The organism is Stenotrophomonas sp. 169 (assembly GCF_014621775.1).
Taxonomy (GTDB): domain Bacteria; phylum Pseudomonadota; class Gammaproteobacteria; order Xanthomonadales; family Xanthomonadaceae; genus Stenotrophomonas.
Map to the genome: position 1 here is coordinate 3,779,477 of NZ_CP061204.1, position 21,845 is coordinate 3,801,321.

A 21,845-nucleotide genomic window follows, 5' to 3' on the forward strand; every position below is an offset into this window, starting at 1 on the left:
CCATGCTCGGCGAGCGCCCCGCGCGGCGCACCGTTTCGCTCAGTCTTCCAGCTTGCTGAGCAGATACTTCGGCTCGCCGATGCGGGCAATCAGATCCAGCTGCGTTTCCAGCCAGTCGATGTGCTCTTCCTCGGAATCCAGAATCTTGGTGAACAGCTGGCGGCTGACATAATCGCCGACGGCATCTGCATGCGCGACGGCCTCGCGCAACACCACGACGCCCTCGCTTTCCAGCGCCAGGTCGCACTGGAGGATCTCGGTCGGGTTCTCGCCGATGCGCAGCTTGCCCAGTGCCTGGAAATTCGGCAGTCCTTCAAGGAACAGGATGCGATCGGACAGCATGTCGGCACGCTTCATCTCGTCGATCGATTCCTTGTACTCGTGCTCTGCAAGCTCCTTGATGCCCCAGTTCTTCAGCATCTTTGCATGCAGGAAGTACTGGTTGATCGCGGTCAACTCGTTGTACAGCACCTTGTTGAGGTACTGGATGACGGTGGCGTCGCCTTTCATGGGGGGTGCTCCTGCACGCTGAAAACGCAGGCACTGTAGCGGCTTTGGCGCGGCGATGAAGGAACGCGAATCGTGCTCAATCACGCACGCACGCTCAAGTCACTGTCAGGCAGCCTGCAGACCCAGTACGGGCAACGGCAGATCATGTGTGCCCATCGCCTTGGCCAGCAGGTCACCGGCCATGTCCAGGCAGGAACCGCAGGTGGCACCGCAGCCGGTGCGCATGGTCAGCTCGGCCACCGTCGTGCAGCCATCACTCGCGGCAGCGCGGATCTGGTGATCGGTTACTCCGTTGCAGATGCAGACGTACACAGTGGGCTTTGACGCTGGCAGGCCGGACTGGCCTGCCGTCATTCCACTTCAAACGCGAATGGTTGTCAATTAACTACCTGAATCATTCTCGCTATGGTTCAGGCCACAACCATCGGGCGGGCCTTACGTCGGGTCGCCCTGCACTTTTTTCGGCCAGTACCCTTTCGTGGTCGCCCGCTTTCTCGGACGATCATGCCCCGCAGCGTGGCCTGGCATCCAGGCCTCCTGCGCGCCTGTCGGCATCTGCGATACATCCGCACCGTCGACACCGCGGGCCATGGGCGCAAGATGCCGCAGCGCACGTGCATAAACGCCACGCTTGAACATCACCACGTGTTCCACCGGGTACCAGAAATCCACCCAACGCCAATTGTCGAACTCCGGGCTGTCGGTCAGATCCAGCTGTACGTGCGACTCGTCACCAGTCAGGCGTAGCAGGAACCAGACCTGCTTCTGGCCAATGCACACCTGTCGCTCATTGCGACGGATCGCCCGCGCGGGGAGCTTGTAGCGCAACCACCCAGGCGTTGCTCCCAGCACTTCAACGTGCTCAGGCAACAGGCCCGTTTCTTCCTGCAACTCTCGATACATGGCCTCGACGGGCGTCTCATCCGTGTTCATGCCGCCCTGTGGGAACTGCCAGCCATCCCGGCGCACACGACGTGCCCAGAACACCTGACCATCCTGGCGCATCAACACGATGCCGACGTTCGGTCGATAGCCGTCCGGATCGATCACGATGCGGACTCCTAGAAATCTACTGACAGGGACTATCCCATGCCGCCTGTCGGCCCACAAGCGGAACACAAAAGTATTGACATGCTTCGTACACATGCCCAGAATACGCGGCTCACCAAGGCTATGTAGCTCAGCCGGTTAGAGCACAGCACTCATAATGCTGGGGTCGGTGGTTCGAGTCCACCCATAGCCACCATGTCGGAGTTGGTTTTCGACCTGGAAAGTGAGAGAATTGATTTACCTATTTTGCCCCGTCGCCAAGCGGTAAGGCACCTGACTCTGACTCAGGCATTCGGTGGTTCGAATCCATCCGGGGCAGCCAAATACTAAAAAAGGCCTGATCGTTGATCAGGCCTTTTTTAGTATTTGGGCGCGTCTTCCACCTTATCCCCGCACCGTTGGCTCGCTCTCTTTAACAACAAGGGGGTCTACTCCATCGAGGATGATGCAGGCGGGTAGATAAGGTCCTGATCGACGATGTGACCGTTCTTTAAAACAACAAAAACCCGGCCGAAGCCGGGTTTTTGTTTTCCTCCCAGCAGAGCCCCGAAGGGCCCCACGCCAGGCGCGGTGGATCAGCGCTTGGAGAACTGGGTGGCGCGACGTGCCTTGTGCAGACCGACCTTCTTACGCTCGACTTCACGGGCGTCACGGGTGATGAAGCCCGCCTTGCGCAGTTCGGACTTCAAGGTTTCGTCATACTCGACCAGCGCGCGGGCGATGCCCAGGCGGATCGCACCGGCCTGACCGGTGGTGCCGCCGCCAGCGGCGGTGACCAGGATGTCGAAGCTTTCGGTGTTCTTGGTCAGCTCGAGTGGCTGGCGCACGATCATGCGCGCGGTCTCACGACCAAAGAACTCGTCCAGCGGACGGCCGTTGACGGTGATCTTGCCCGAACCCTTACGCAGGAACACGCGGGCGGTGGAGGACTTGCGGCGGCCAGTGCCGTAGTTTTGAGTGATAGCCATGATTAGATATCCAGAACCTGCGGCTGCTGTGCGGCGTGCGGATGCTCAGTGCCTGCATAGACCTTGAGCTTGCGGTACATCTGGCGACCCAGCGGACCCTTCGGCAGCATGCCCTTCACGGCGGTCTCGATCACGCGCTCCGGGTGGCGCTCAAGCGCCTGAGCCAGGGATTCGGTCTTCAGGTTGCCGATGTAACCGGTGAAACGGTGATACATCTTGTCCTGCAGCTTCTTGCCGGTGACGACAATCTTTTCTGCATTGATGACGACCAGGTAGTCGCCGGTATCAACGTGCGGGGTGTAGACCGGCTTGTGCTTGCCACGCAGACGGCGGGCCAGCTCGGTGCAGAGACGGCCCAGGGTCTTGCCCTCGGCGTCAACGAGGTACCAGTCGCGCTGGACGGTCTCGTTCTTAGCGGTGAAAGTGCTCATGAAGAACTCTATATAGGTCGTCGGGCTCATTGCGGCCAGGAGGGCCGGAACTCTGCCACGCGTTGTGAAGGTGAAACGCAAGGGCGGGATTTTATCCACCTTTTGCCTGCGGTGCAAGTTGCCCTGCTCAGCAAGACTTGGCAGCAGCGGCCCTGGCGGCGAGAATCGGAGGCACCCCGACGTCATTGGCCCCACCATGAGCGCGCTTCGCCAGACCACCCCGCTGGACCACCTGCTGACCGAGGCGCAGCGCGCACTGGACACCGTGTTCGGCAATCCGCCGGCCCTGCGCCCCTACCCTGCCGCCAAGGCTGACGAGCCGGGCATGGACCGCAGTGAACGACGCCACGCGGCCGGCCTGATGCGCATCAACCACGTAGGCGAGGTTTGCGCGCAAGGCTTGTACTTCGGCCAGGCCGCGGTAGCCCACGACCCCGCGACCCGTGCCCACCTGCTGGAGGCCGCGCAGGAGGAAACCGATCACCTCGCTTGGTGCGCCATTCGACTGGGCGAACTGGACAGCCGCCCCAGCCTGTTCAATCCCGTCTGGTATGCCGGCAGCTACGCGATCGGCACATTGGCAGGACTGCGCGGCGACGGTTGGAACCTGGGGTTCGTCGTAGAGACCGAGCGCCAGGTGGAAGCGCATCTGGACGAGCACCTGACCACCCTGCCCGCAGGCGATCTGCGCAGCCGGGAAGTGATCAAGGTGATGAAGGAAGACGAGGCACGGCATGCAGAGCACGCCGAACAGGCCGGCGCACGCCGCTTACCCTTCCCGATCCCCGGCGCAATGGCGCTCGCGTCGAAGGTCATGAAGACGATCGCCTACCGCCTTTGATGGGCCAGCGGTGGGTGGCTGGTGGCGTGCGGATGGCGGCTGACAGATGGCGGCTGGTGGCTTGCATCTGACGGATGGCGGCGCGTGGCTTGCGGCTTGCGGCTCGTGGCTCGTGGTTGGTGGTTTGCGGTTTGCGGTTTGCGGTTTGCGGTTTGCGGTAGAGCCGACTTCAGTCGACTGCTTCCTTCCGCAACGCCAGCCGACTGAAGTCGGCTCTACCCTCAACGGGTAGATCGCGTGGCGCGTCCGGCAATCCGCCGAGCACGGCTCGGCGCTACAGAATCCGTGCGGTGACGGCAGATGGCGGCTCGCGGGTGGTGGCTTGCGGTTTGCGGTTTGCGGTTTGCGGTTTGCGGTTTGCGGTTTGCGGTAGAGCCGACTTCAGTCGGCTGCTTCCTTCCGCAACGCCAGCCGACTGACGTCGGCTCCACCCTCACTGGGTAGATCGCTTGGCGCGTCCGGCATTCCGCCGAGCACGGCTCGGCGCTACAGAGACCGTGCGGTGATGGCGGATGGCGGACAGATCGCGTTGCGTTACGGGGTTGAAACCAGCTTCAGGCCGATCACGCCGGCCACGATCAGTGCCACGCAACCCAGCCGGGCCGGCGACGCGCTGTCGTTGAACAGGAAAATACCCAACACGGCCACGCCCAGCGCGCCGATACCGGTCCAGATAGCGTAGGCAGTGCCGACCGGAATGGTTTTCATGGCCTGACTCATCAGATACAGGCTGATCAGCGCAGCCACCACCGTCGCGACGGTCGGCAACGGCTTGGTGAAACCATTGGAGTACTTCATTCCGATGGCGAAGCCGATTTCAAAGATGCCGGCCAACAAGAGATAGATCCAGGGCATGGGGATGCTCCTCAACTTTTATAACGGAAACAAAACGGCCCAGTGCTTTCACACCGGGCCGTGGGTCGGTCTTCTGCCGTGGAACACCAATCTGCGCAGATCGCTGTTTCACGGGACGGGGCGTCCCGCCTGCATAACGGTCCGGCGCAGTGCGCCAGACCGGCTTCTTACTCGGCCAGGTTGCGGCCGTGGAACAGCTCTTCGATCTCGCGACGCAGCAGCGCCTCGATCTTCATGCGTTCCTTGAAGGAAAGGTTCTTCGCCTTCTCTTCAAACAGGTACTGATCCAGGTCGAAGTCCTTCAGGTGCATCTTCGTGTGGAAGATATTTTCCTGATAGACGTTGACGTCGAACATCTCATAGCGCGACTTGATGTTCTTCGCCAGGAAGTTCTGGATGGAGTTGATCTTGTGATCGATGTAGTGCTTCTTGCCCTTTACGTCACGGGTGAAGCCACGCACGCGGTAATCCATGATCACGATGTCCGATTCCAGACTCTCGATCAGGTAGTTCAGCGCTTTCAACGGCGAAATGACGCCGCAGGTTGCCACGTCGATATCGGCGCGGAAGGTCGCAATGCCTTCCTGCGGGTGCGTTTCCGGATAGGTGTGCACCGTGATGTGCGACTTGTCCATGTGCGCAACCACGGCATCGGAGATCAGCTCCTTGCCGGCAAGCTTCTTGTCGATCACCGGTTCTTCGGAGATCAGGATCGTCACCGAAGCACCCTGCGGATCGTAATCCTGGCGCGCAATGTTGAGGATGTTCGCGCCGATGATCTCGGCAACGTCCGTGAGAATCTGAGTCAGCCTGTCGGCGTTGTACTCTTCATCGATGTAATCAATGTAACGCTGACGCTCCTCTTCGGTGCGGGCGTAACAGACGTCATAGATGTTGAAGCTCAGCGCCTTGGTGAGGTTGTTGAAACCTTGCAACCTCAGGCGAGGCAACGGCTTGACCACGGCGGTCGATCCTGTAAGAGCGGGGAAAGGAACAATTATGAGGCAATTGTGCCGCCGGGGGGAGCCTGAACGAACGAACGGTTCCTGCAATCTGTTTGCTCTTAACATTTCCGCTCCGCTAAGCTGCTCCCACACCCCGTGAATCCGTTCATGCGCAGAGGGAGCGCCACCATCGTGTCAACCGTGCGCCTTGCTACCAGTCCGTTGGCTTTGGACATTGCTACCATCGACCGCTTCCTGGCTCACAGCCATCGGCGCCGTTACCCTGCCCGCACTGACGTGTTCCGCCCCGGAGACCCGGCTGGCACGCTGTATTACGTAATCAGTGGATCCGTTTCAATAATTGCTGAAGAGGACGAAGAGCGTGAATTGGTGCTCGGTTACTTCGGCACCGGTGAGTTCGTCGGCGAAATGGGCCTCTTCGTGGAGTCGGACCGCCGTGAGGTGATCCTGCGGACGCGGACCGCCTGTGAGCTGGCCGAAATCAGCTACGAGCGCCTGCACCAGCTGTTCCTGGGCCCGCTGTCCACTGATGCCCCGCGCCTGCTGTATGCCTTGGGCCAGCAGATATCCAAGCGCTTGCTGGATACCAGCCGCAAGGCCAGTCGCCTGGCTTTCCTGGACGTGACGGACCGCATCGTGCGCACCCTGCACGACCTGGCCGAGGAGCCGGAGGCCATGACCCACCCGCAGGGCAGTCAGCTGCGCGTGTCCCGGCAGGAGCTGGCCCGTCTGGTCGGCTGCTCCCGCGAAATGGCCGGACGCGTGCTGAAGAAGCTGCAGGTCGACGGCCTGCTGCATGCCCGCGGCAAGACCGTGGTGCTGTACGGGACGCGCTGACGCGTCCACGTACTGCGGGCCGCGCGGTTGCCCCGACGTCGGTCGGCCGCCTTCCGCAACGCCCGGTAGAGCCGACTTCAGTCGGCTGTCTTCCGCCCAGAGCAGCCGACTGAAGTCGGCTCTACCGCGCCCATGCCCACCATCACCGCGTGCAGTGGCGGGCAGTGGCTTGACCGATATTCCTCCACACCGCAGGCTGCGCGCATGGAGCTGAGCAGCGAATTCTGGTGGTTCATCCTTATCGGCCTGGGCGCACAGCTGGTCGACGGCGCATTGGGCATGGCCTTCGGTCTGGTGTCGTCTTCGGTGATGTTGAGCATGGGCCTGCCACCGGCGCAGGTCAGCGCCAGCGTGCATACGGCGGAGGTATTCACTACCGGCGCATCCGGCGTTTCGCATCTGGTGGCCGGCAACGTGGACCGGAAATTGTTCGTGCGCTTGGCCATCCCTGGCGCAATCGGCGGAGCCGTCGGCGCATATGGCCTCACCCAGCTGCCCGGAGACGTCATCCGGCCATTGATTTATCTGTATTTGCTGGTGCTTGCGATCGTCATTCTGCTGCGCGCGGCAGGCCGGTTGATGCCCAAGGGCGACATCAAGCGCGTCCCTCTGTTGGGTGCGGTCGCCGGCTTCCTCGACGCCACCGGCGGTGGCGGATGGGGTCCGGTTGCCACCTCTACCCTGCTGGCACGCGGCGGCCAAGCCCGTACGACCATTGGCACCGTCAATGCAGCAGAGTTCGTGGTGACGCTGACGGTGTCCGCAACATTCCTGCTGACGATGGGCCTGCATCACCTACAGATCGTGGCGGGACTATTGATAGGCGGGATGATGGCCGCGCCGTTGGCCGCCGTGTTGGTGAAGCGGGTCAAGGAGCGCTGGGTGCTTGTCGCCGTTGGCGTCTTGGTGCTGGCGATCAGTCTGTACCAGATCGGCCACACGGCCATCGGCCTGCTGGGCCGGTAACACCGCGCACGCCTGTCGGTAGAGCCGGCTTCAGCCGGCTGGCTTCCAGCACAGGGCCGAGGGTAGAGCCGGCTTCAGCCGGCTGTTTTCGCGCACAGGGCAGCCGACTGAAGTCGGCTCTACCCCCTCGGCGGGCAGGCCGGTCGGCCGTTCGGTATTCCGCCGAGCACGGCTCGGCGCTACGGGTGTGAGGCGATGCGGCGCTGTCGGTGGAGCCGGCTTCAGCCGGCTGCTTTCGCGTGCAGGGCCAGCCGACTGAAGTCTGCTCTACCCCCTCGGCGGGCAGGTGGGTGGGCGCATCCGGCATGCCGCCGAGCACGGCTCGGCGCTACGGGTATGAGGCGATGCGGCGCTGTCGGTAGAGCCGGCTTCAGCCGGCTGTTTACACGCGCAGGGCAGCCGACTGAAGTCGGCTCTACCCCTCGGCGGGCAGGTGAGTCGGCGCATCCGGCATGCCGCCGAGCACGGCTCGGCGCTACGGGTATGAGGCGATGCGGCGCTGTCGGTGGAGCCGGCTTCAGCCGGCTGCTTTCGCGTGCAGGGCCAGCCGACTGAAGTCGGCTCTACCCCCTCGGCGGGCAGGTGGGTAAGCGCATCCGGCATGCCGCCGGGCACGGCTCGGCGCTACAGGTGCGAGGCGATGCGGCGCTGTCGGTAGAGCCGGCTTCAGCCGGCTGTTTACACGCGCAGGGCAGCCGACTGAAGTCGGCTCTACCCTCGTCTGGGCGCATCCGGCAGGCCGGCTACGACCGCCGTCGATCAGACCTTTTCACCACCGCGGTCCGCGCAGCCCCAGTTGAGGATGCGGGTGCCTTCCGGCAGCACGCGACGGAAGAAGTCCACGCTGCCATGCTTCGGATTGACCACCACTGGCGCTTTCGCCGCAACCAGCAGCGGAAGATCCGCCGTACTGTCGGAGTAGGCCACGTCGATGTTGCCGTAGCCACGCTCGCGCAGCATCCGCATCTTTTCTTCGTTGTGGCAGTGACGGGTGGCGCCAACGGCACCGAAACGCGGCCCGACTTCACTGCCGATCACCGGCACGTCCACATGGGCGACGAAGCCCAGGATGGCCTTGGCCAGCTCAGGCGGCGCACCCGTCGCCACGACCACCCGGTCGCCTTTAGCCCGGTGCGCAGCGAAGACTTCCAGCGCCTGGGGCAACAGTTTGGCCCGTAGGCTGGGCTCGTTCTTCAGCACATACGCGTCGATCACCTGGTTGAACTCGCGCGCCCGATGCATGCCGAAGGTCGCGATCCACACGTAGATCGAGATGCCGGCACGGCGCGTGGGCAGCATCGCCACCAAGGGGCCGGCCACCGGCGTGACCAGCAGCGCAGCAAGCAACCGCAGCGGGTTGCGCTTGATCAGCGTCGCGAACAGATGGCTGCCGGAATCACCGTCGTACAGGGTGTGGTCGAAATCGAACACCACCAGCGGCGCGCTGTCCTGCGGGGTTGGATAGATCGTGCTCATGCAGCGAAGAATAGCTGACGCAGGCCCTCACCGGGCTCCTCCACGCGCATGAAGGCCTCACCGACCAGGAACGCGTTGACCCCGGCATCGCGCATCAGGGCCACGTCCTGCGGTGCCAGGATGCCACTCTCGGTCACCAACAGACGGTCCTTCGGCACGGCGGTGCGCATGTCCAGCGTGGCCTGCAGCGAAACCTCGAACGTGCGCAGGTTGCGGTTGTTGATGCCGATCATCTGCACCGGCACCTGCAGGGCGCGCTCCAGTTCATCGATATCGTGGACTTCCACCAGCACATCCATGCCCAGCTCCATCGCCAGGCTGGACAGCTCCGCCAGCTGGCGGTCGTCCAATGCCGCAACGATCAGCAGGATGCAGTCAGCCCCGAGCACGCGTGCTTCGACCACCTGGTAGGCGTCGATCACGAAGTCCTTGCGCAGCACCGGCAGCGTGCAGGCCTCGCGAGCCTCCTGCAGATACGCATCGCTGCCCTGGAAAAAATCCACGTCGGTGAGCACCGACAGGCAGCTTGCACCGCCGAATTCATAACTCACCGCGATGTCAGCCGGATGGAAATCGGGCCGTATCACGCCCTTGGACGGGCTGGCCTTCTTGACCTCGGCGATCACCGCCGGGTCACCGCTGGCGATCGCCGCCTGCAGCGCGCGCACGAAACCACGCACCGGCGGAGCTGCCGCCACGCGCGCCTGCAGCTGTTCCAGCGGCACGGCAGCGCGGCGCTGGGCCACTTCTTCGGCCTTGCGGGCCAGGATCGTCTGCAGGATGTCGCTCATGATGCTCACAGAAAAAAGGGGACGGAGGGGATTACGTCGTTTCCGGCTTTCCAGCCTAGCCCGCCAGTACGCGGGTGATGTCGACGTACTGTTGCAGACGGTCGCGGGCACTGCCATCGGCAATCACCGCGCGTGCCCGCGCCAGCCCATCGCCGATGTCGTCAGCGACGCCGGCCACATAGAGGGCCGCGCCTGCATTCAACGCCACGATGTCCAGTGCCGGGCCCGCTTCGTTGTCCAGCACGGCCCGCAACATGGCGATGGACTGCTCGGGTCCATCTACGCGCAGATTGCGGCTGGCCGACATCGCGATGCCGAAATCTTCCGGATGGATCTCGTACTCGCGCACCTTTCCATCCCGCAACTCGCCGACCAGCGTGCCGGCGCCGAGCGAGATCTCATCCATGTTGTCGCGGCCCCAGACCACCATCGCCCGCTCGGTACCCAGCTCACGCAGCACGCGCGCCTGGATGCCCACCAGGTCCGAATGGAAAACGCCCATCAATACCGATGGCGCACTGGCCGGATTGGTCAGCGGCCCGAGGATGTTGAAGATCGTCCGCACCCCCATTTCGCGCCGCACCGGTGCGACCACCTTCATCGATGGGTGATGGATCGGCGCGAACATGAAGCCGATGCCGGTCTGCTCGATCGCGCGCGCTACCTGCTCCGGCCGCAGTTCAATCACCGCGCCGAGCGCCTCCACGGCATCGGCACTGCCGGACTTCGACGAGACACTGCGATTGCCATGCTTGGCCACGCGTGCGCCTGCGGCGGCAGCGACGAACATCGAGCAGGTCGAGATATTGAACGTATGCGAGCCATCGCCGCCGGTGCCGACGATGTCGACCAGGTGGCGCGTGTCGGCGACGTGCACCGGGAGCGCGAATTCGCGCATCACCGTCGCAGCCGCCGCGATCTCGTCGACCGTTTCCTTTTTGACGCGCAGGCCGGTCAGGATCGCTGCGGTCATCATGGGCGATACCTCATCGCGCATGATCTGCCGCATCAGATCGACCATCTCGTCGAAGAAGATCTCGCGATGCTCGATCGTGCGCTGCAGGGCTTCCTGGGGGGAGAAGTGCATCAGTGGATTCCTTGGAGTCAGCCTGCAGATCAACGCTGCAGGAAGTTGCGCAGCAGCGCGTGACCGTGTTCGGTCAGGATGGATTCGGGGTGGAACTGCACACCTTCCACCGGGTGCTCGCGATGCCGAAGGCCCATGATTTCTTCGACCGACCCGTCGTCGTTCTCGGTCCAGGCAGTGACTTCCAGGCATGCAGGCAGACGCGTCTTGTCCACCACCAGTGAGTGGTAGCGCGTGGCCTGGTAGCGATCGGGCAGCCCGGCGAACACGCCCTTGCCTTCGTGTCGGATGGCCGACGTCTTGCCGTGCATGATGTTGCCTGCACGGATCACCGTGCCACCGTACACCTGGCCGATGCCCTGGTGGCCCAGGCAGACGCCGAGGATCGGCGTGGTCGGGCCCAGCCGCTGGATCAGTTCCAGCGACACACCCGCTTCGTTGGGTGTACACGGCCCGGGCGAAATCACGATGCGCTCCGGTCTCTGCGCGGCGATCTCATCGACCGTCATGGCATCGTTGCGCACCACCTTGACCTCGGCACCCAGCGTCTGCAGGTACTGCACGAGGTTGTAGGTGAAGCTGTCGTAGTTGTCGATCATCCACAACATGGATCAGGTTCCGTCGCTTATCAGAAAAATGGCGTACACATTCTCGGTGTACGTGATGGGTCCGGCTTCAATCGATTCGCGCGTGTAGGGCGCTTGCGGAGCTGGCGGCGCGGGCGGAGTGACCAGATCCGTCGGTCGCGTCTCGGCGATAACGGACGCGCCATCGGTGGGCCATTGCCCCGCCTGCACGCCGTAGGCAAAGCTCGGGGCCACGTCGGAGATGCTGTACAGGCCGCGGATGCGTGCACCATAGGCGGTTGCCAAGGCCCTGGCCGAGTGCCGGGTCTGTGCAGCGGCCTCACCTTTCAGTTCACGGCGCAGCGCGACAACATCGGAGTAGCCCGGCGCCAGGCTGCTGACCTGCAGCGTGTCACTGGCATTGAGTGCGCCAAGGAATCCCTGCATCGCCTGCGGGCTGGCAAAGCTGCCCTTCAAGCGGCGACTGACGCGGGTGCCGATGAAGACCGGTCCGGCCTGCTCGTAGCGATGTGCCGGCCCGATGTCGAGGTTATCCGCGCGCACGCTGCCCGCCACCGCGCCATGCTTCTTGAACAATGCCAGCACGCGCGCTGCATCCTCCTGCACCTTGGCCCGCGCCGTGTCGGCATCCATGTCGACCTGGGCAAGCGTCAACTGCAGGGTGAAGCGGTCGGGCATCACCTCACGGCGCGCTTCGCCCTTCACCAGCAGGTGCGGCTGGTCCGGGATCGTGTTGGCCTGCGCCAACGCCTCAGGTGCCAGCATGGCCAGCATGGCCAGCAGCGACGACCACAGCAGAATGCTCGACAGCTTCATGCGGTATTCCTTGTCATGGGAGGGAAAAAGCACAAAACGCGCCCGGCGCAGTGACCCGGCGCATGCGAGGATTACAGGCCTTTCGCCGCCTGGGCCACCGCACGGAACAACGCGCGGCCTTTGTTCATCGTTTCGTCCCACTCTTTCTGCGGATCGGAGTCGTAGACGATGCCGGCGCCGGCCTGCACGTGCAGGCGTCCGTCCTTGATCACCGCGGTGCGGATCGCAATGGCCGTGTCTGCATCACCGTGCCAGCCGATGTAGCCGATGCTGCCGGCATACACGTTGCGTTTGATCGGTTCCAGTTCGCGGATCACTTCCAGCGCGCGGATCTTCGGCGCGCCACTGACCGTCCCGGCCGGGAAGGTCGCGCGCAGCACATCGGCATAACTCAGACCCGGCTGCAGCGTGCCGGTCACTTCGCTGACGATGTGCATCACATGGCTGTAGCGTTCAATCACGAACTGCTCGCCGACCTCCACCGTACCGGCCGTGGATACCCGGCCGGCGTCGTTGCGGCCCAGGTCGATCAGCATCAGGTGCTCGGCACGCTCCTTCGGATCGGCCAGCAGCTCCACTTCCAGCGCATTGTCTTCTTCCACGGTGGCGCCGCGCGGACGCGTGCCGGCGATGGGGCGCACGGTCACTTCGCCGACACCGTTGGCGTCGTGCTGCAGGCGCACCAGGATCTCCGGCGATGAGCCCACGACCTGCATGTCACCGACATCCAGGAAGTACATGTAGGGCGATGGATTGAGCGCACGCAGCGCACGGTAGACATCCACCGGTCGCGCCTTGAAGGGCACGCTCAGGCGCTGGCTCAGCACCACCTGGAAAATGTCGCCGGAGCGGATGTAATCCTTGCTGCGCTCCACCGCGTCGATGAACCCGTCGCGGGTGAAGCCTGAAATGAAGTCACTTTCGTCCAGCACGTCGCTGTGCAACGGTGCCGGATAGCCCGCACCCGGCGCGCGCAGTTTCGCCACCAAGCCGTCCAGTCGCGTCTGTGCCTCGTCCCACGCACCCGGTTGGCGCGGATCGGCGTGCACGATCAGGTACAGCCGTCCCTTGAGGTTGTCGAACACCGCCAGCTCTTCGGAGTGCATGAGCAGGATGTCCGGCGTGCCCAGCTCATCGCGGCCCGCAGGCGGTGCCAGGCGCGGCTCGATGTAGCCGATGCACTCGAAGCCGAACCAGCCGACCAGGCCGCCGGTGAAGCCCGGCAGACCGTCCAGCTTGGGCACCGAATGCGCGCTGCGCAGCGCCTCTACTTCGGCGAACGGATCGGCGACCTCGCGGCGTTCGACCTCCACGCCGTTTTCGGCGATGGACAACGTATGCCCACGGAAGGTGTACACGCGGCGCGCCGGCAGACCGATGATGGAATAGCGACCGAAGCGCTCACCGCCCTCGACCGATTCAAACAGATAGGTGTGCGGGCCGTCGGCGAGCTTCAGATAGACCGAAAGCGGCGTGTCCAGGTCGGACAGCACTTCACGGACGACGGGGATGCGGGTGTGGCCTTCAGCGGCCTGCTGCTGGAACTGAGCGGGGGTATTCAACACGACTTTCCTTCCGGGATGCGGCGGTGGCGGGACGGACGACGGCTACAGGCCACCATCGCCACCAACGGCGAGCGGAAGAAAGACTATGCGGGGTCGTCAGAATGGACACCGGGCCACTGTACCGCATGGGTGGGGCCGGGCGGAAGCCGGGCGAGCCCACCAGCGGCCCGCTCACCGTGCCCCGATCCGCGCCCGCTAGGCCATGCGCAGGGCGGCGCGCTGCTGCTCCTGGGCGTGATCCTGCTGATCCTGCTGCTCGGCGGCGATGCCTGCCGTCAGCGTCGGCGTGATGGCCGGTGCCTGCCGCTGGCGGTCAACCTCCGCCGCCTGCTCGGTGCTGACGCTCAACGGCTGCTGCAGGCCGGAGGCGACATCCACATACGCATAGCGCTTGGTGAAGGACGCGGCATCGGCCGTGTCCACCGCGAAGGCGCGCGCCCGATCATCGCTCAGCATCACCCGCTCGATGGTTTGCAGGCCATCCTGCTTTGCCTTGGCGGCAAGCGCGCCGGCCAGCTGATCGCTCTGCAGGTCAGGCACGCGGTTGTAGCTGGCGTCGATACGGTGGACCCCGCTCTGCGCCCCCTGGAACAACCGGAAATCAGCATGGTCCGGATCGTTGATCGACACTGGGCGGGCCGCGGGTGACGGCGCCTGCTGCTGCACTTCAAGCAACGTCCGGGCGGCGGCTTCCTGCTTCTGGATTTCCGCATCCAGGCTGGGAATCACCGTGTCGGCCATGCCGTGGCGCGCCGTCGCTTCACCGAACGCTGCACTGATGTTGCTTGTGAACGCGGCGGTGCTGGCCAGGTTCCGTTCGTTCTGCGGCATCGTCAGTGCGGGCGTGTGGGTGGCCAGCGCCGCACCCAGCGCCGTGGTCGCCCCGCCAACGGAAGAGAGCACGACGGGCGCATACGAGGTAACACCGGCCACCTGCCGCCCGCTCCAGTCCGCGGCCTGGTTCAGGGTGGCACCGTATTGGGCATAGCCGTTGCGCAGGCCATCGGAGGACCACTGCGTCCCGGCCTGGATCTGCGCACCGATGTGCTCACCGCCCGCCCGGATCCGGGCGGCGTCGCCTGCCGCCTGCTGCGTGGCCTGTTCGGCCTTCAGCCCGTGGTCGGCCTGCGACTGTGTGCCGCGCTGGCGCAACTGCTCGGCCGTCTCGTCAGCGCCGACCCAGCCCGCCACGGTGGCGCCCCAACCGCTCAAGGTGCGGTCGCGATAGCCTTCCACGCGGTGCTTGATCGCCTCGACCTGGCCGGCGAGTTCGCGTCCCTGCGCGATCACCGTGGCCCCGCCCTGCACGCCCACGCGCAGGCTGGTCCCGCCGAAATCCACCACGCTGCCGATCGCCTTGCCCTGCATCGTCGCGCCCTGCTGGATGACATCACCGGCCACGTCCAGCCCTTTGCCGCCCAGTGCGCCCATGCGCTCGATCTGCTCGCCGGCCAGCCGCCCGCCCCGCATGCCCTGTGCCCCCGCCACCAGCACGGTCGACAACGGGCCGGCCAGCTCGGCCACCTGGCTGGGAGCCGCTACCTGCGCCCGGTCGATCAGGTTGCCCTGCGCGTCGCGCGTCTTGGGGTCCAGCAGGATCTCCATCCTGCCGGCAGCAACCGGCACGCTGCGCAGCGCCTGCGCACCGGGCTCAGTGGCCAGCCGCTCGATCAGCTGGGCGGCGGCCTCTTGCGCGTGCTCGGGCAGCGCTGCCTGCAGCTTGCCGGTGACCAGTCCCTGCATCATCGGCTGGCGCAGCAGTATCGTGGTTTCATTGGCCAGCAGGCCGAAGTCCTGCCGCTGGCGATCGCTCAGCCGCTGCAGCCCGTTCTGCACGTCGTTGAGGACTTCGCCGCTGGTTTCATAGGTGTGGACCGTATCGCGGGTGTTGAAAGTGGGCAGCCCGTTGTCTTCCCCGTAGCGTGCTGCGGTCTGCGGGTGCAGGCCGGCGGAGTTGAACGTGGTCGCGCGGGCGCCCGTCACTGCCGATGCCGCCGACGCCATGCCGCCACCGAGCGAGTGACCGGCGATTTCGAAGCTCTCGCCCACCTGCTGTTGGACGCGCACCGCAAGTGCCATGGCGCGATCGTAATAATCGCTGCGCATGCCAACTCCCTGCTGGCCATTATTGAGGAAGTCCTCGCTCGCGGATTCACGCCGACCGCCCAAGGCGGACGGGTCAATGATCTCGCCCGTTGACCCCTTGAAGACGATGACAGGCTTCGCATCCTCTCCGAACACGCGCTTGTCCGGAATATAGATTTCCGCGCGAAAACCGGACTGCCGCGGATGCAGAAGGTCAGAGAGCTGCGCATCCGACAGGTCGATTCCCACAGCACGTACTGCGCCGGGATCAGCGCTACCCCGTACCCAGCCGGTCGGTGCTTCACCTTCGTGCTTGGCCGAAAGATAGACGTCAGCGGCCAGCCCCGACATTTCACGCGCGTGGTGGGTTTCCTGAAGCCTGCTCGCCTGCTCGTCATTGCCGCTGTCGCGCAATTGCCGGACGAGAAGGCTTTGCTCGTGGATGGCGCGTACACGCGCCTCGATCTCGGGATCACTCATGGCAAGCTCCATTGCACAGTAAAAAGCACGCGACTTTCCTCAGTCGCGGCGATCATCGAATAACAGAAAGTTCTGCTAATGTCACCCGCCAAGGGCTTTCTATCAGGTAGATCATGCGGACCAGCCTTCACATCTCTTCGGCAAAAGCACTCTCATACGTGGCGCTTCTGCTGCTGGTTGCCACCAGTGGCTGCGCCGCCCCGTCCAGCCATGGCGCTGCACAGTATTTTCAAGGCGATGCACTCAAGCTGGCGATTGCCAGTGAAAATGGGGATGTGGACGCAATTCGGCAGCTTACAAGGCAGAAAGGCGTCAATCCGGACAAAGAGTTCTCCAGCCGCGAGGGCATTCCCCTGCTTGCCTGGCCGCTGCGCGCGAAGAACCTGCAGGGATTGGAGGCAATGCTGGAAAGCGGCGCCGATCCCGATGCCCGGCTGGTCAAAAAAATGAACGGCGAATTGATCCGCTTCAACAATGCGATGGTCTACGCAGCAAAGATGGACGATCCACGATTTCTCGACGCGCTGCTGAGGCATCGCGGTGATCCAGACACCCGGAATTCAAACAACGAAACGCTGCTGTTCCAAGCATTCATCAGCGGCAACCAATGGAAGAACGTCCAGTTGCTGGTGGAGAACGGGGCGGATATCAATGCGCCGAGCATCGGGCCTTCCGACACGGTCATCAGCTGGTACAGCGGCCGAGGCGCCTTCGAGCACGTCTATTGGCTGCTCGAACACGGCGCCGACCCGACGGTGATGCTGACGTCATCGATCGGAAAGCCCGACCGCATGTTCATCGCTGAAGATATCTATTGGGGCATCACCACGCCCGATCTGCTTCCCTGGCAGAAAAAGTGCCAGCAATGGCTGATCGCGCGCAACATCCCTCGACCGCCGATGCCAGATGGCATACGGGCCAAGCGCAAGGCCTTTGGATTTCCCACCAAGGAAGAGGATATTCCGCTGCTGTGACGCGTTGACGGCTGCAACAGCGTCCAGCGCGGCGCTCAGCCTCAGCGCTTGCTGACCGACAGCAACGCACAGTCCGCGGGCAAATGCATCCGCACGCGGCGCGGCACACATTCGATGCGGAAGTGACGCGCCTCCACCGGTTCACCGTCCAGATTCAGGGTCAGCGGCTTTTCCGCAAGGATCTCTACCCGGTTCAGGCGCGCGCGCGTGGCTACGCTTTCCAGCGCAGCCTCTTTGCCGCCGGTGACCAGTTGCCCCAACATTGCCCCGACTTCACCCGTCAGTTCGGGGATCACCGTGACATCCAGCTGTCCGTCATCGATGAGTGCTTGCGGGCACAGCGCCTGGCCACCGCCGGCCTGGCGACCGTTGCCGATGCCGAGCGCGATGAAGCCGCCTTCCCACTCGAAGCCAGGGCCATGCAGGCGCGCCAGGATCGGCTCGATGCGGCCCAGCTTGGAGATACCGGTCAAAACGTAAGCCAAGCCACCCAGCACCTTCTTCAGGCCTTCGTCGGTTTCCACGGTGACCTGGGTTCCGAAGCCGCCACTGGCGACGTTGGCGCACCACCAGACTTTGCCGTCGGCATCGATCCGCAGCAGGTCGATGGCGCGCGGCGCCTGTGCGGTGATCAGGGCCAGCACCTCGGCCGGGGTTTCAGGAAACCCGGCAGCCGTGGCGAAATCGTTCGCCGTGCCCAACGGCAACAGCGCCAAGGAGGGCAGCGCATCGGCGGGCTCATCGCGGTGCGCCAGCGTTTCCGCGACGGCGCTCAGGGTGCCGTCGCCGCCACCGGCGATGATGACGTCCACGCCGTTGTCGATGGCCTCGGCCACGTAGCGTTCGGCGTCGCCGCCTTCCCAGGTAACGCGGACTTCCAGATCGATACCGCGCTCCCGCCACACCTTGACCGCATCACGTACGTCGACGTCCCCGGCGGATTTTCCGTTGAGGATCAAACGCCAGCGGGAAAGGCTCATGGGGGCTTCACGGAAGGGGGGTGGCACAGGCTAGCAGTGCCGCGTTTGGTAGCAGTGAATGTCATCGGCCTGTCACCGTTCGCCCGGATCATGGGAGGCCATAGCAGGGAAGACGGATGGAGGCAGGATCAGCCTCCGATTATTTCAGCAGGGCCACGCCGGCAGCGGCGGGGCCTTTTTTTTTTGGGTGCCAGCCCTGCTTCCGGGGAGCATTCCGGCACTGGCCCGCGCTCTGGTTTTGGCGGGTGCCTTGGTACTGCCGGGTGCTCTGGGATCTGGGGGCGCTCGCGCTCTGGTAGAGCCGGCTTCAGCCGGCTGCCCTCTGCGATCTTGCGTGACATAGCCGGCTGACGCCGGCTCTACCGAGGGCGTTACCGGGCGAAATCGTGCAGCGCTTCGCCTTCCAGGCGGTACACGGTCCATTCGTCCTGCGGCTTGGCGCCGGCGGCGAGGTAGAAATCGACCGCAGGTTGGTTCCAGTCCAGCACCGACCATTCAAAGCGGCCGCAGCCGGCATCCACGGCCAGCCGGGCGATGTGCTTCAGCAGCGCCTTGCCGGCACCCGATCCGCGCCGTTGCGGGCGGATGTACAGGTCTTCCAGATAGATGCCCTTGCGGCCCAGCCACGTGGAGTAATTGTAGAAATACACCGCATAGCCGATCGCTTCGCCGTCTGCCTCGCAGACCAGCGCCTGCGCGCTCGCATCGGGGCCGAACAGACTGGCAGCGATGCCGGCCTCGTCGGTCTGCACCGACGACTCAGCCTTCTCATAGACCGCCAGTTCGCGGATGAAACGCAGGATCAGACCTGCATCAGCAACAGTGGCCGGACGAATGTTCATGGGCAGAAAAGGGGACGGAGGGAGTTAAACGAGTTTAATTCCCTCCGTCCCCTTTTTTCTCAGCGGGCAGCGGCGACGTTGGCGCGCATCGCGCTGATCACCTGTTGGTAATCCGGTGCGTTGAAGATGGCCGAGCCCGCCACGAACGCATCGGCGCCGGCGGCCGCGATCGCGCCGATGTTGTCGGCCTTTACCCCGCCGTCGATCTCCAGGCGGATGTCCTTGCCGCTGGCATCGATCTTCTGGCGGACGACCTTCAGCTTGTCCAGCGCCGAGGGGATGAACGCTTGGCCGCCAAAGCCCGGGTTGACCGACATCAGCAGCACCAGGTCCAGGTCGTCCAGCACCCAGTCCAGGATGTCCACCGGGGTGCCCGGATTGAGCACCAGGCCCGGCTTGCAGCCCAGCGAGCGGATCAGTTGGATCGTGCGATGCGGATGACGGCTGGCCTCGGGATGGAAGCTGATATAGGTGGCACCGGCCTCGGCGAAGTCCGGGATGATGCGGTCCACCGGCTCCACCATCAGGTGTACGTCGATCGGCGCGGTCACGCCATGCTTGCGCAGCGCCTGGCAGACCAGCGGCCCGATGGTCAGGTTCGGTACGTAATGGTTGTCCATCACATCGAAATGGACCCAGTCCGCGCCGGCGGCGAGTACGTTGTCGACCTCCTCGCCAAGGCGGGCGAAGTCTGCGGACAGGATGGACGGGGCAATGATGCAGTTGGACATGGCCGGGGCCTTCGGAACAGAGGGGAAAGGGAAAAACTCAGCGCTTGCGCAGGGTCTTGATGCGGTCGTAGGCCGCATTCACGCGGCGGCTCTTCGCCTCGGCCTGCTTGAGCAGTTCCGGGGCGGCGCCGATCAGCTTGTCGGGGTGGTACTGCGACATCAGCCGGCGGTAGGCCAGGTCGATTTCCGACTCGGTAGCCGACGAGGTCAGGCCCAGTTCGCGGTACGGGTTCTCCTTGTTCAGACGGAACCAGTCCGCATCGAAGGCGTGCCCGATCAGCAGCCCCAGTACCGCGCCGAACAGCGGATTGGGCCGGAACAGCAGGGCCCCGGCGATGAAACCCAGCAGTTTTCCGTACCAGCGCATGGCGCTCCGGGGAGATTTGGCCAATTGGGCTTTCATTTTACGTCACAGCCGCCCCGGACGGCTTTACACTAGGCCGCCCGCTGGCCGGCGGGCCCTCCGGGTCCCTGGGCAGCCGTATCGACGAAGCCTCCAGGAGTGCCCGTGCCGACCACGTTGTTGCAATCCGATCTTCCCGGCCTGCCCTTGCGCCATCGCGGCAAGGTGCGTGACGTTTTCGATATTCCGCGCGAGCGCCTGCCGGTTGGCACGCCCCCGGGGGACTACCTGCTGATGGTCGCCACCGACCGTCTGTCGGCCTTCGATGTGGTGCTGCCCGATCCGATTCCCGGCAAGGGCGAAATGCTCTGCCAGGTGTCGAATTTCTGGTTCGCCAAGACCGCCCACCTGATGCCCAACCACCTGACCGACATCGACGTGGCCAGCGTGCTGCCCGACGGTGTGGATGCGGCGCTGTATGCCAAGCGCGCCGTGGTCACCAAAAAGCTGAAGCCGGTACCGGTGGAAGCCATCGCCCGTGGCTACCTGATCGGCAGCGGCTGGAAGGATTACCAGCGCACCGGCAAGGTCAGCGGCATTGAACTGCCCAACGGCCTGCGCCAGGCCGAGAAGCTGCCCGAGCCGATCTTCACTCCCTCGACCAAGGCCGCGGTCGGCGACCATGACGAAAACATCGACTTCGACGCGATGGTGAAGACGGTGGGTGCCGACCTGGCTGAGCGCGTCCGCGATGCCACCCTGCGCATCTACGCCTTCGCCGCCGATTACGCGCGCAAGCGCGGCATCATCCTGGCCGACACCAAGTTCGAATTCGGCACCGATGAAGACGGTCGCCTGTACATCATGGACGAGATGCTGACGCCGGATTCGTCGCGTTACTGGCCGGCCGACGAGTACGAAGTGGGCACCAGCCCGCCGAGCTATGACAAGCAGTTCGTCCGCGATTACCTGGAGACGCTCGATTGGGGCAAGACCGCCCCCGGCCCGAGCATCCCCGCCGAGGTGATCGAGCGCACCCGCGCCAAGTACGCCGAAGCCCTGCAGCGCCTGGCGGGCATCAGCGTCGATTGAGGTAGTGGCGGGTCCAGCCCGCCCCACCCATCAGGAAAGGTTGCCGGCCCGCGGCCGGCTCGACCGGAGGCACCATGTCCAGCACCTCGCTTGCCCGCCCCGTGGACCGCTACTTCGCCAGCTATTCCGACGACCACCGCAATGTGCTGAACCAGCGGATCCATGTGGTCGCGGTGCCGGCCATCCTGTGGTCGGTCGTCGCCCTGCTCTGGTGCCTGCCGCCGCTGATCACCTGGTTCCAGAACGGCATCTGGGCCGGCCTGGCGATGTTCGGCGCGTGGTGTTTCTACAACCGGCTGTCGCGGCCGCTGGGACTGGGCATGCTGGCGGTGCTGTTCGTGATCGGTTGCACCTGCCGCCTGCTGGAAGCACGGATCGGCCTGGGCAACCTCGCCCGATTGGCCGCCGTGGTGTTCGTGCTTGCCTGGATCGCGCAATTCATCGGCCACAAGGCCGAGGGCCGCAAGCCGAGCTTCCTCACCGACCTGACCTACCTGCTGATCGGGCCGGCCTGGGTGCTGGCCAAGGTCTACCGCAAGTTCGATTGGCGCTATTGACCCGCTCTTGCTGAAC

General features: G+C 64.2%; 24 protein-coding genes and 2 tRNA genes. 8 read left to right on the forward strand and 18 right to left on the reverse strand.

Features of this window, described 5'->3' with window-relative positions; genetic code table 11:
* Positions 1-39: 39 nt before the first annotated feature.
* The 3 genes from bfr to ICJ04_RS16495 form a co-directional block, all read right to left on the reverse strand.
* Complete coding sequence (bfr, locus tag ICJ04_RS16485) at positions 40-510, reverse strand: bacterioferritin (protein WP_188325251.1); 471 nt, start codon at positions 508-510, stop codon at positions 40-42.
* Positions 511-615: 105 nt separating this feature from the next.
* Positions 616-822, reverse strand: a complete 207-nt coding sequence (locus tag ICJ04_RS16490; protein WP_188327370.1) for a (2Fe-2S)-binding protein — start codon at positions 820-822, stop codon at positions 616-618.
* A 123-nt stretch (positions 823-945) separates the two neighbouring features.
* On the reverse strand, positions 946-1,560 hold the full coding sequence (locus ICJ04_RS16495; RefSeq protein ID WP_188325252.1) for an RNA pyrophosphohydrolase: 615 nt from the start codon (positions 1,558-1,560) through the stop codon (positions 946-948).
* Between the two features lie 119 nt (positions 1,561-1,679).
* Between ICJ04_RS16495 and ICJ04_RS16500 the strand changes: the two genes are divergently transcribed.
* Together ICJ04_RS16500 and ICJ04_RS16505 are read left to right on the forward strand one after the other, a co-directional pair.
* Positions 1,680-1,756 (forward strand) — tRNA-Met (locus tag ICJ04_RS16500).
* 51 nt (positions 1,757-1,807) lie between these two features.
* Positions 1,808-1,882: transfer RNA gene (locus tag ICJ04_RS16505), tRNA-Gln, on the forward strand.
* A 253-nt stretch (positions 1,883-2,135) separates the two neighbouring features.
* Here the strand turns inward: ICJ04_RS16505 and rpsI are convergent.
* Both rpsI and rplM read right to left on the reverse strand, forming a co-directional pair.
* A complete protein-coding gene (gene rpsI, locus ICJ04_RS16510; protein WP_188325253.1) occupies positions 2,136-2,528 on the reverse strand; it encodes a 30S ribosomal protein S9 in 393 nt (130 codons plus the stop codon).
* Positions 2,529-2,530: 2 nt separating this feature from the next.
* Positions 2,531-2,959: a 50S ribosomal protein L13 gene (gene rplM / locus ICJ04_RS16515; protein ID WP_006398837.1), complete on the reverse strand. Its 429-nt coding sequence runs from the start codon at positions 2,957-2,959 to the stop codon at positions 2,531-2,533.
* Positions 2,960-3,155: 196 nt separating this feature from the next.
* Between rplM and coq7 the strand changes: the two genes are divergently transcribed.
* On the forward strand, positions 3,156-3,800 hold the full coding sequence (coq7, locus tag ICJ04_RS16520) for a 2-polyprenyl-3-methyl-6-methoxy-1,4-benzoquinone monooxygenase (RefSeq protein WP_188325254.1): 645 nt from the start codon (positions 3,156-3,158) through the stop codon (positions 3,798-3,800).
* Positions 3,801-4,334: 534 nt separating this feature from the next.
* On the opposite strand, the gene sugE is transcribed toward coq7, so the two are convergent.
* Together sugE and speD are read right to left on the reverse strand one after the other, a co-directional pair.
* Positions 4,335-4,655, reverse strand: a complete 321-nt coding sequence (gene sugE, locus ICJ04_RS16525; RefSeq protein WP_188325255.1) for a quaternary ammonium compound efflux SMR transporter SugE — start codon at positions 4,653-4,655, stop codon at positions 4,335-4,337.
* 167 nt (positions 4,656-4,822) lie between these two features.
* Positions 4,823-5,617, reverse strand: coding sequence for an adenosylmethionine decarboxylase (gene speD / locus ICJ04_RS16530; RefSeq protein ID WP_188325256.1), 795 nt, complete (start codon positions 5,615-5,617; stop codon positions 4,823-4,825).
* Between the two features lie 150 nt (positions 5,618-5,767).
* On the opposite strand from speD, the gene crp reads away from it, so the two are divergent.
* Together crp and ICJ04_RS16540 are read left to right on the forward strand one after the other, a co-directional pair.
* Complete coding sequence (crp, locus tag ICJ04_RS16535; RefSeq protein ID WP_188325257.1) at positions 5,768-6,457, forward strand: cAMP-activated global transcriptional regulator CRP; 690 nt, start codon at positions 5,768-5,770, stop codon at positions 6,455-6,457.
* 204 nt (positions 6,458-6,661) lie between these two features.
* On the forward strand, positions 6,662-7,423 hold the full coding sequence (locus tag ICJ04_RS16540; RefSeq protein ID WP_188327371.1) for a sulfite exporter TauE/SafE family protein: 762 nt from the start codon (positions 6,662-6,664) through the stop codon (positions 7,421-7,423).
* 759 nt (positions 7,424-8,182) lie between these two features.
* Here ICJ04_RS16540 and ICJ04_RS16545 read toward each other — a convergent pair.
* The 7 genes from ICJ04_RS16545 to ICJ04_RS16575 all read right to left on the reverse strand — a co-directional run bounded on the left by ICJ04_RS16545 (position 8,183) and on the right by ICJ04_RS16575 (position 16,310).
* The gene (locus ICJ04_RS16545; protein ID WP_188325258.1) at positions 8,183-8,899 is read right to left on the reverse strand and encodes a haloacid dehalogenase-like hydrolase; all 717 of its coding nucleotides are present in this window, start codon (positions 8,897-8,899) and stop codon (positions 8,183-8,185) included.
* Complete coding sequence (gene trpC, locus ICJ04_RS16550) at positions 8,896-9,690, reverse strand: indole-3-glycerol phosphate synthase TrpC (RefSeq protein ID WP_188325259.1); 795 nt, start codon at positions 9,688-9,690, stop codon at positions 8,896-8,898. The genes ICJ04_RS16545 and trpC overlap by 4 nt, the downstream gene beginning before the upstream one ends.
* 55 nt (positions 9,691-9,745) lie before the next feature.
* The gene (gene trpD, locus ICJ04_RS16555; protein ID WP_188325260.1) at positions 9,746-10,777 is read right to left on the reverse strand and encodes an anthranilate phosphoribosyltransferase; all 1,032 of its coding nucleotides are present in this window, start codon (positions 10,775-10,777) and stop codon (positions 9,746-9,748) included.
* A gap of 29 nt (positions 10,778-10,806) precedes the next feature.
* Positions 10,807-11,385: an aminodeoxychorismate/anthranilate synthase component II gene (locus ICJ04_RS16560; RefSeq protein WP_188325261.1), complete on the reverse strand. Its 579-nt coding sequence runs from the start codon at positions 11,383-11,385 to the stop codon at positions 10,807-10,809.
* A 3-nt stretch (positions 11,386-11,388) separates the two neighbouring features.
* The gene (locus ICJ04_RS16565; RefSeq protein WP_188325262.1) at positions 11,389-12,180 is read right to left on the reverse strand and encodes an SIMPL domain-containing protein; all 792 of its coding nucleotides are present in this window, start codon (positions 12,178-12,180) and stop codon (positions 11,389-11,391) included.
* Between the two features lie 71 nt (positions 12,181-12,251).
* Positions 12,252-13,742, reverse strand: coding sequence for an anthranilate synthase component I (trpE, locus tag ICJ04_RS16570; RefSeq protein ID WP_188325263.1), 1,491 nt, complete (start codon positions 13,740-13,742; stop codon positions 12,252-12,254).
* A 198-nt stretch (positions 13,743-13,940) separates the two neighbouring features.
* Positions 13,941-16,310 (reverse strand): XVIPCD domain-containing protein, encoded by a 2,370-nt coding sequence (locus tag ICJ04_RS16575; protein WP_188325264.1) that lies wholly within the window; start codon positions 16,308-16,310, stop codon positions 13,941-13,943.
* A gap of 113 nt (positions 16,311-16,423) precedes the next feature.
* On the opposite strand from ICJ04_RS16575, the gene ICJ04_RS16580 reads away from it, so the two are divergent.
* A complete protein-coding gene (locus tag ICJ04_RS16580) occupies positions 16,424-17,284 on the forward strand; it encodes an ankyrin repeat domain-containing protein (protein ID WP_188325265.1) in 861 nt (286 codons plus the stop codon).
* Between the two features lie 41 nt (positions 17,285-17,325).
* Here ICJ04_RS16580 and yegS read toward each other — a convergent pair whose 3' ends face one another.
* From yegS to ICJ04_RS16600, 4 genes are all read right to left on the reverse strand, one after another.
* A complete protein-coding gene (yegS, locus tag ICJ04_RS16585; RefSeq protein ID WP_188325266.1) occupies positions 17,326-18,264 on the reverse strand; it encodes a lipid kinase YegS in 939 nt (312 codons plus the stop codon).
* 371 nt (positions 18,265-18,635) lie between these two features.
* On the reverse strand, positions 18,636-19,106 hold the full coding sequence (locus tag ICJ04_RS16590; protein ID WP_188325267.1) for a GNAT family N-acetyltransferase: 471 nt from the start codon (positions 19,104-19,106) through the stop codon (positions 18,636-18,638).
* Positions 19,107-19,165: 59 nt separating this feature from the next.
* On the reverse strand, positions 19,166-19,837 hold the full coding sequence (gene rpe / locus ICJ04_RS16595; RefSeq protein ID WP_057509104.1) for a ribulose-phosphate 3-epimerase: 672 nt from the start codon (positions 19,835-19,837) through the stop codon (positions 19,166-19,168).
* A gap of 37 nt (positions 19,838-19,874) precedes the next feature.
* Positions 19,875-20,204, reverse strand: coding sequence for a DnaJ domain-containing protein (locus ICJ04_RS16600; RefSeq protein WP_188325268.1), 330 nt, complete (start codon positions 20,202-20,204; stop codon positions 19,875-19,877).
* 141 nt (positions 20,205-20,345) lie between these two features.
* Here ICJ04_RS16600 and ICJ04_RS16605 point away from each other — a divergent pair, with 141 nt between their 5' ends.
* Both ICJ04_RS16605 and ICJ04_RS16610 read left to right on the forward strand, forming a co-directional pair.
* A complete protein-coding gene (locus ICJ04_RS16605; protein WP_188325269.1) occupies positions 20,346-21,272 on the forward strand; it encodes a phosphoribosylaminoimidazolesuccinocarboxamide synthase in 927 nt (308 codons plus the stop codon).
* Between the two features lie 74 nt (positions 21,273-21,346).
* A complete protein-coding gene (locus ICJ04_RS16610; protein ID WP_188325270.1) occupies positions 21,347-21,829 on the forward strand; it encodes an Mpo1-like protein in 483 nt (160 codons plus the stop codon).
* Positions 21,830-21,845 lie beyond the last annotated feature (16 nt).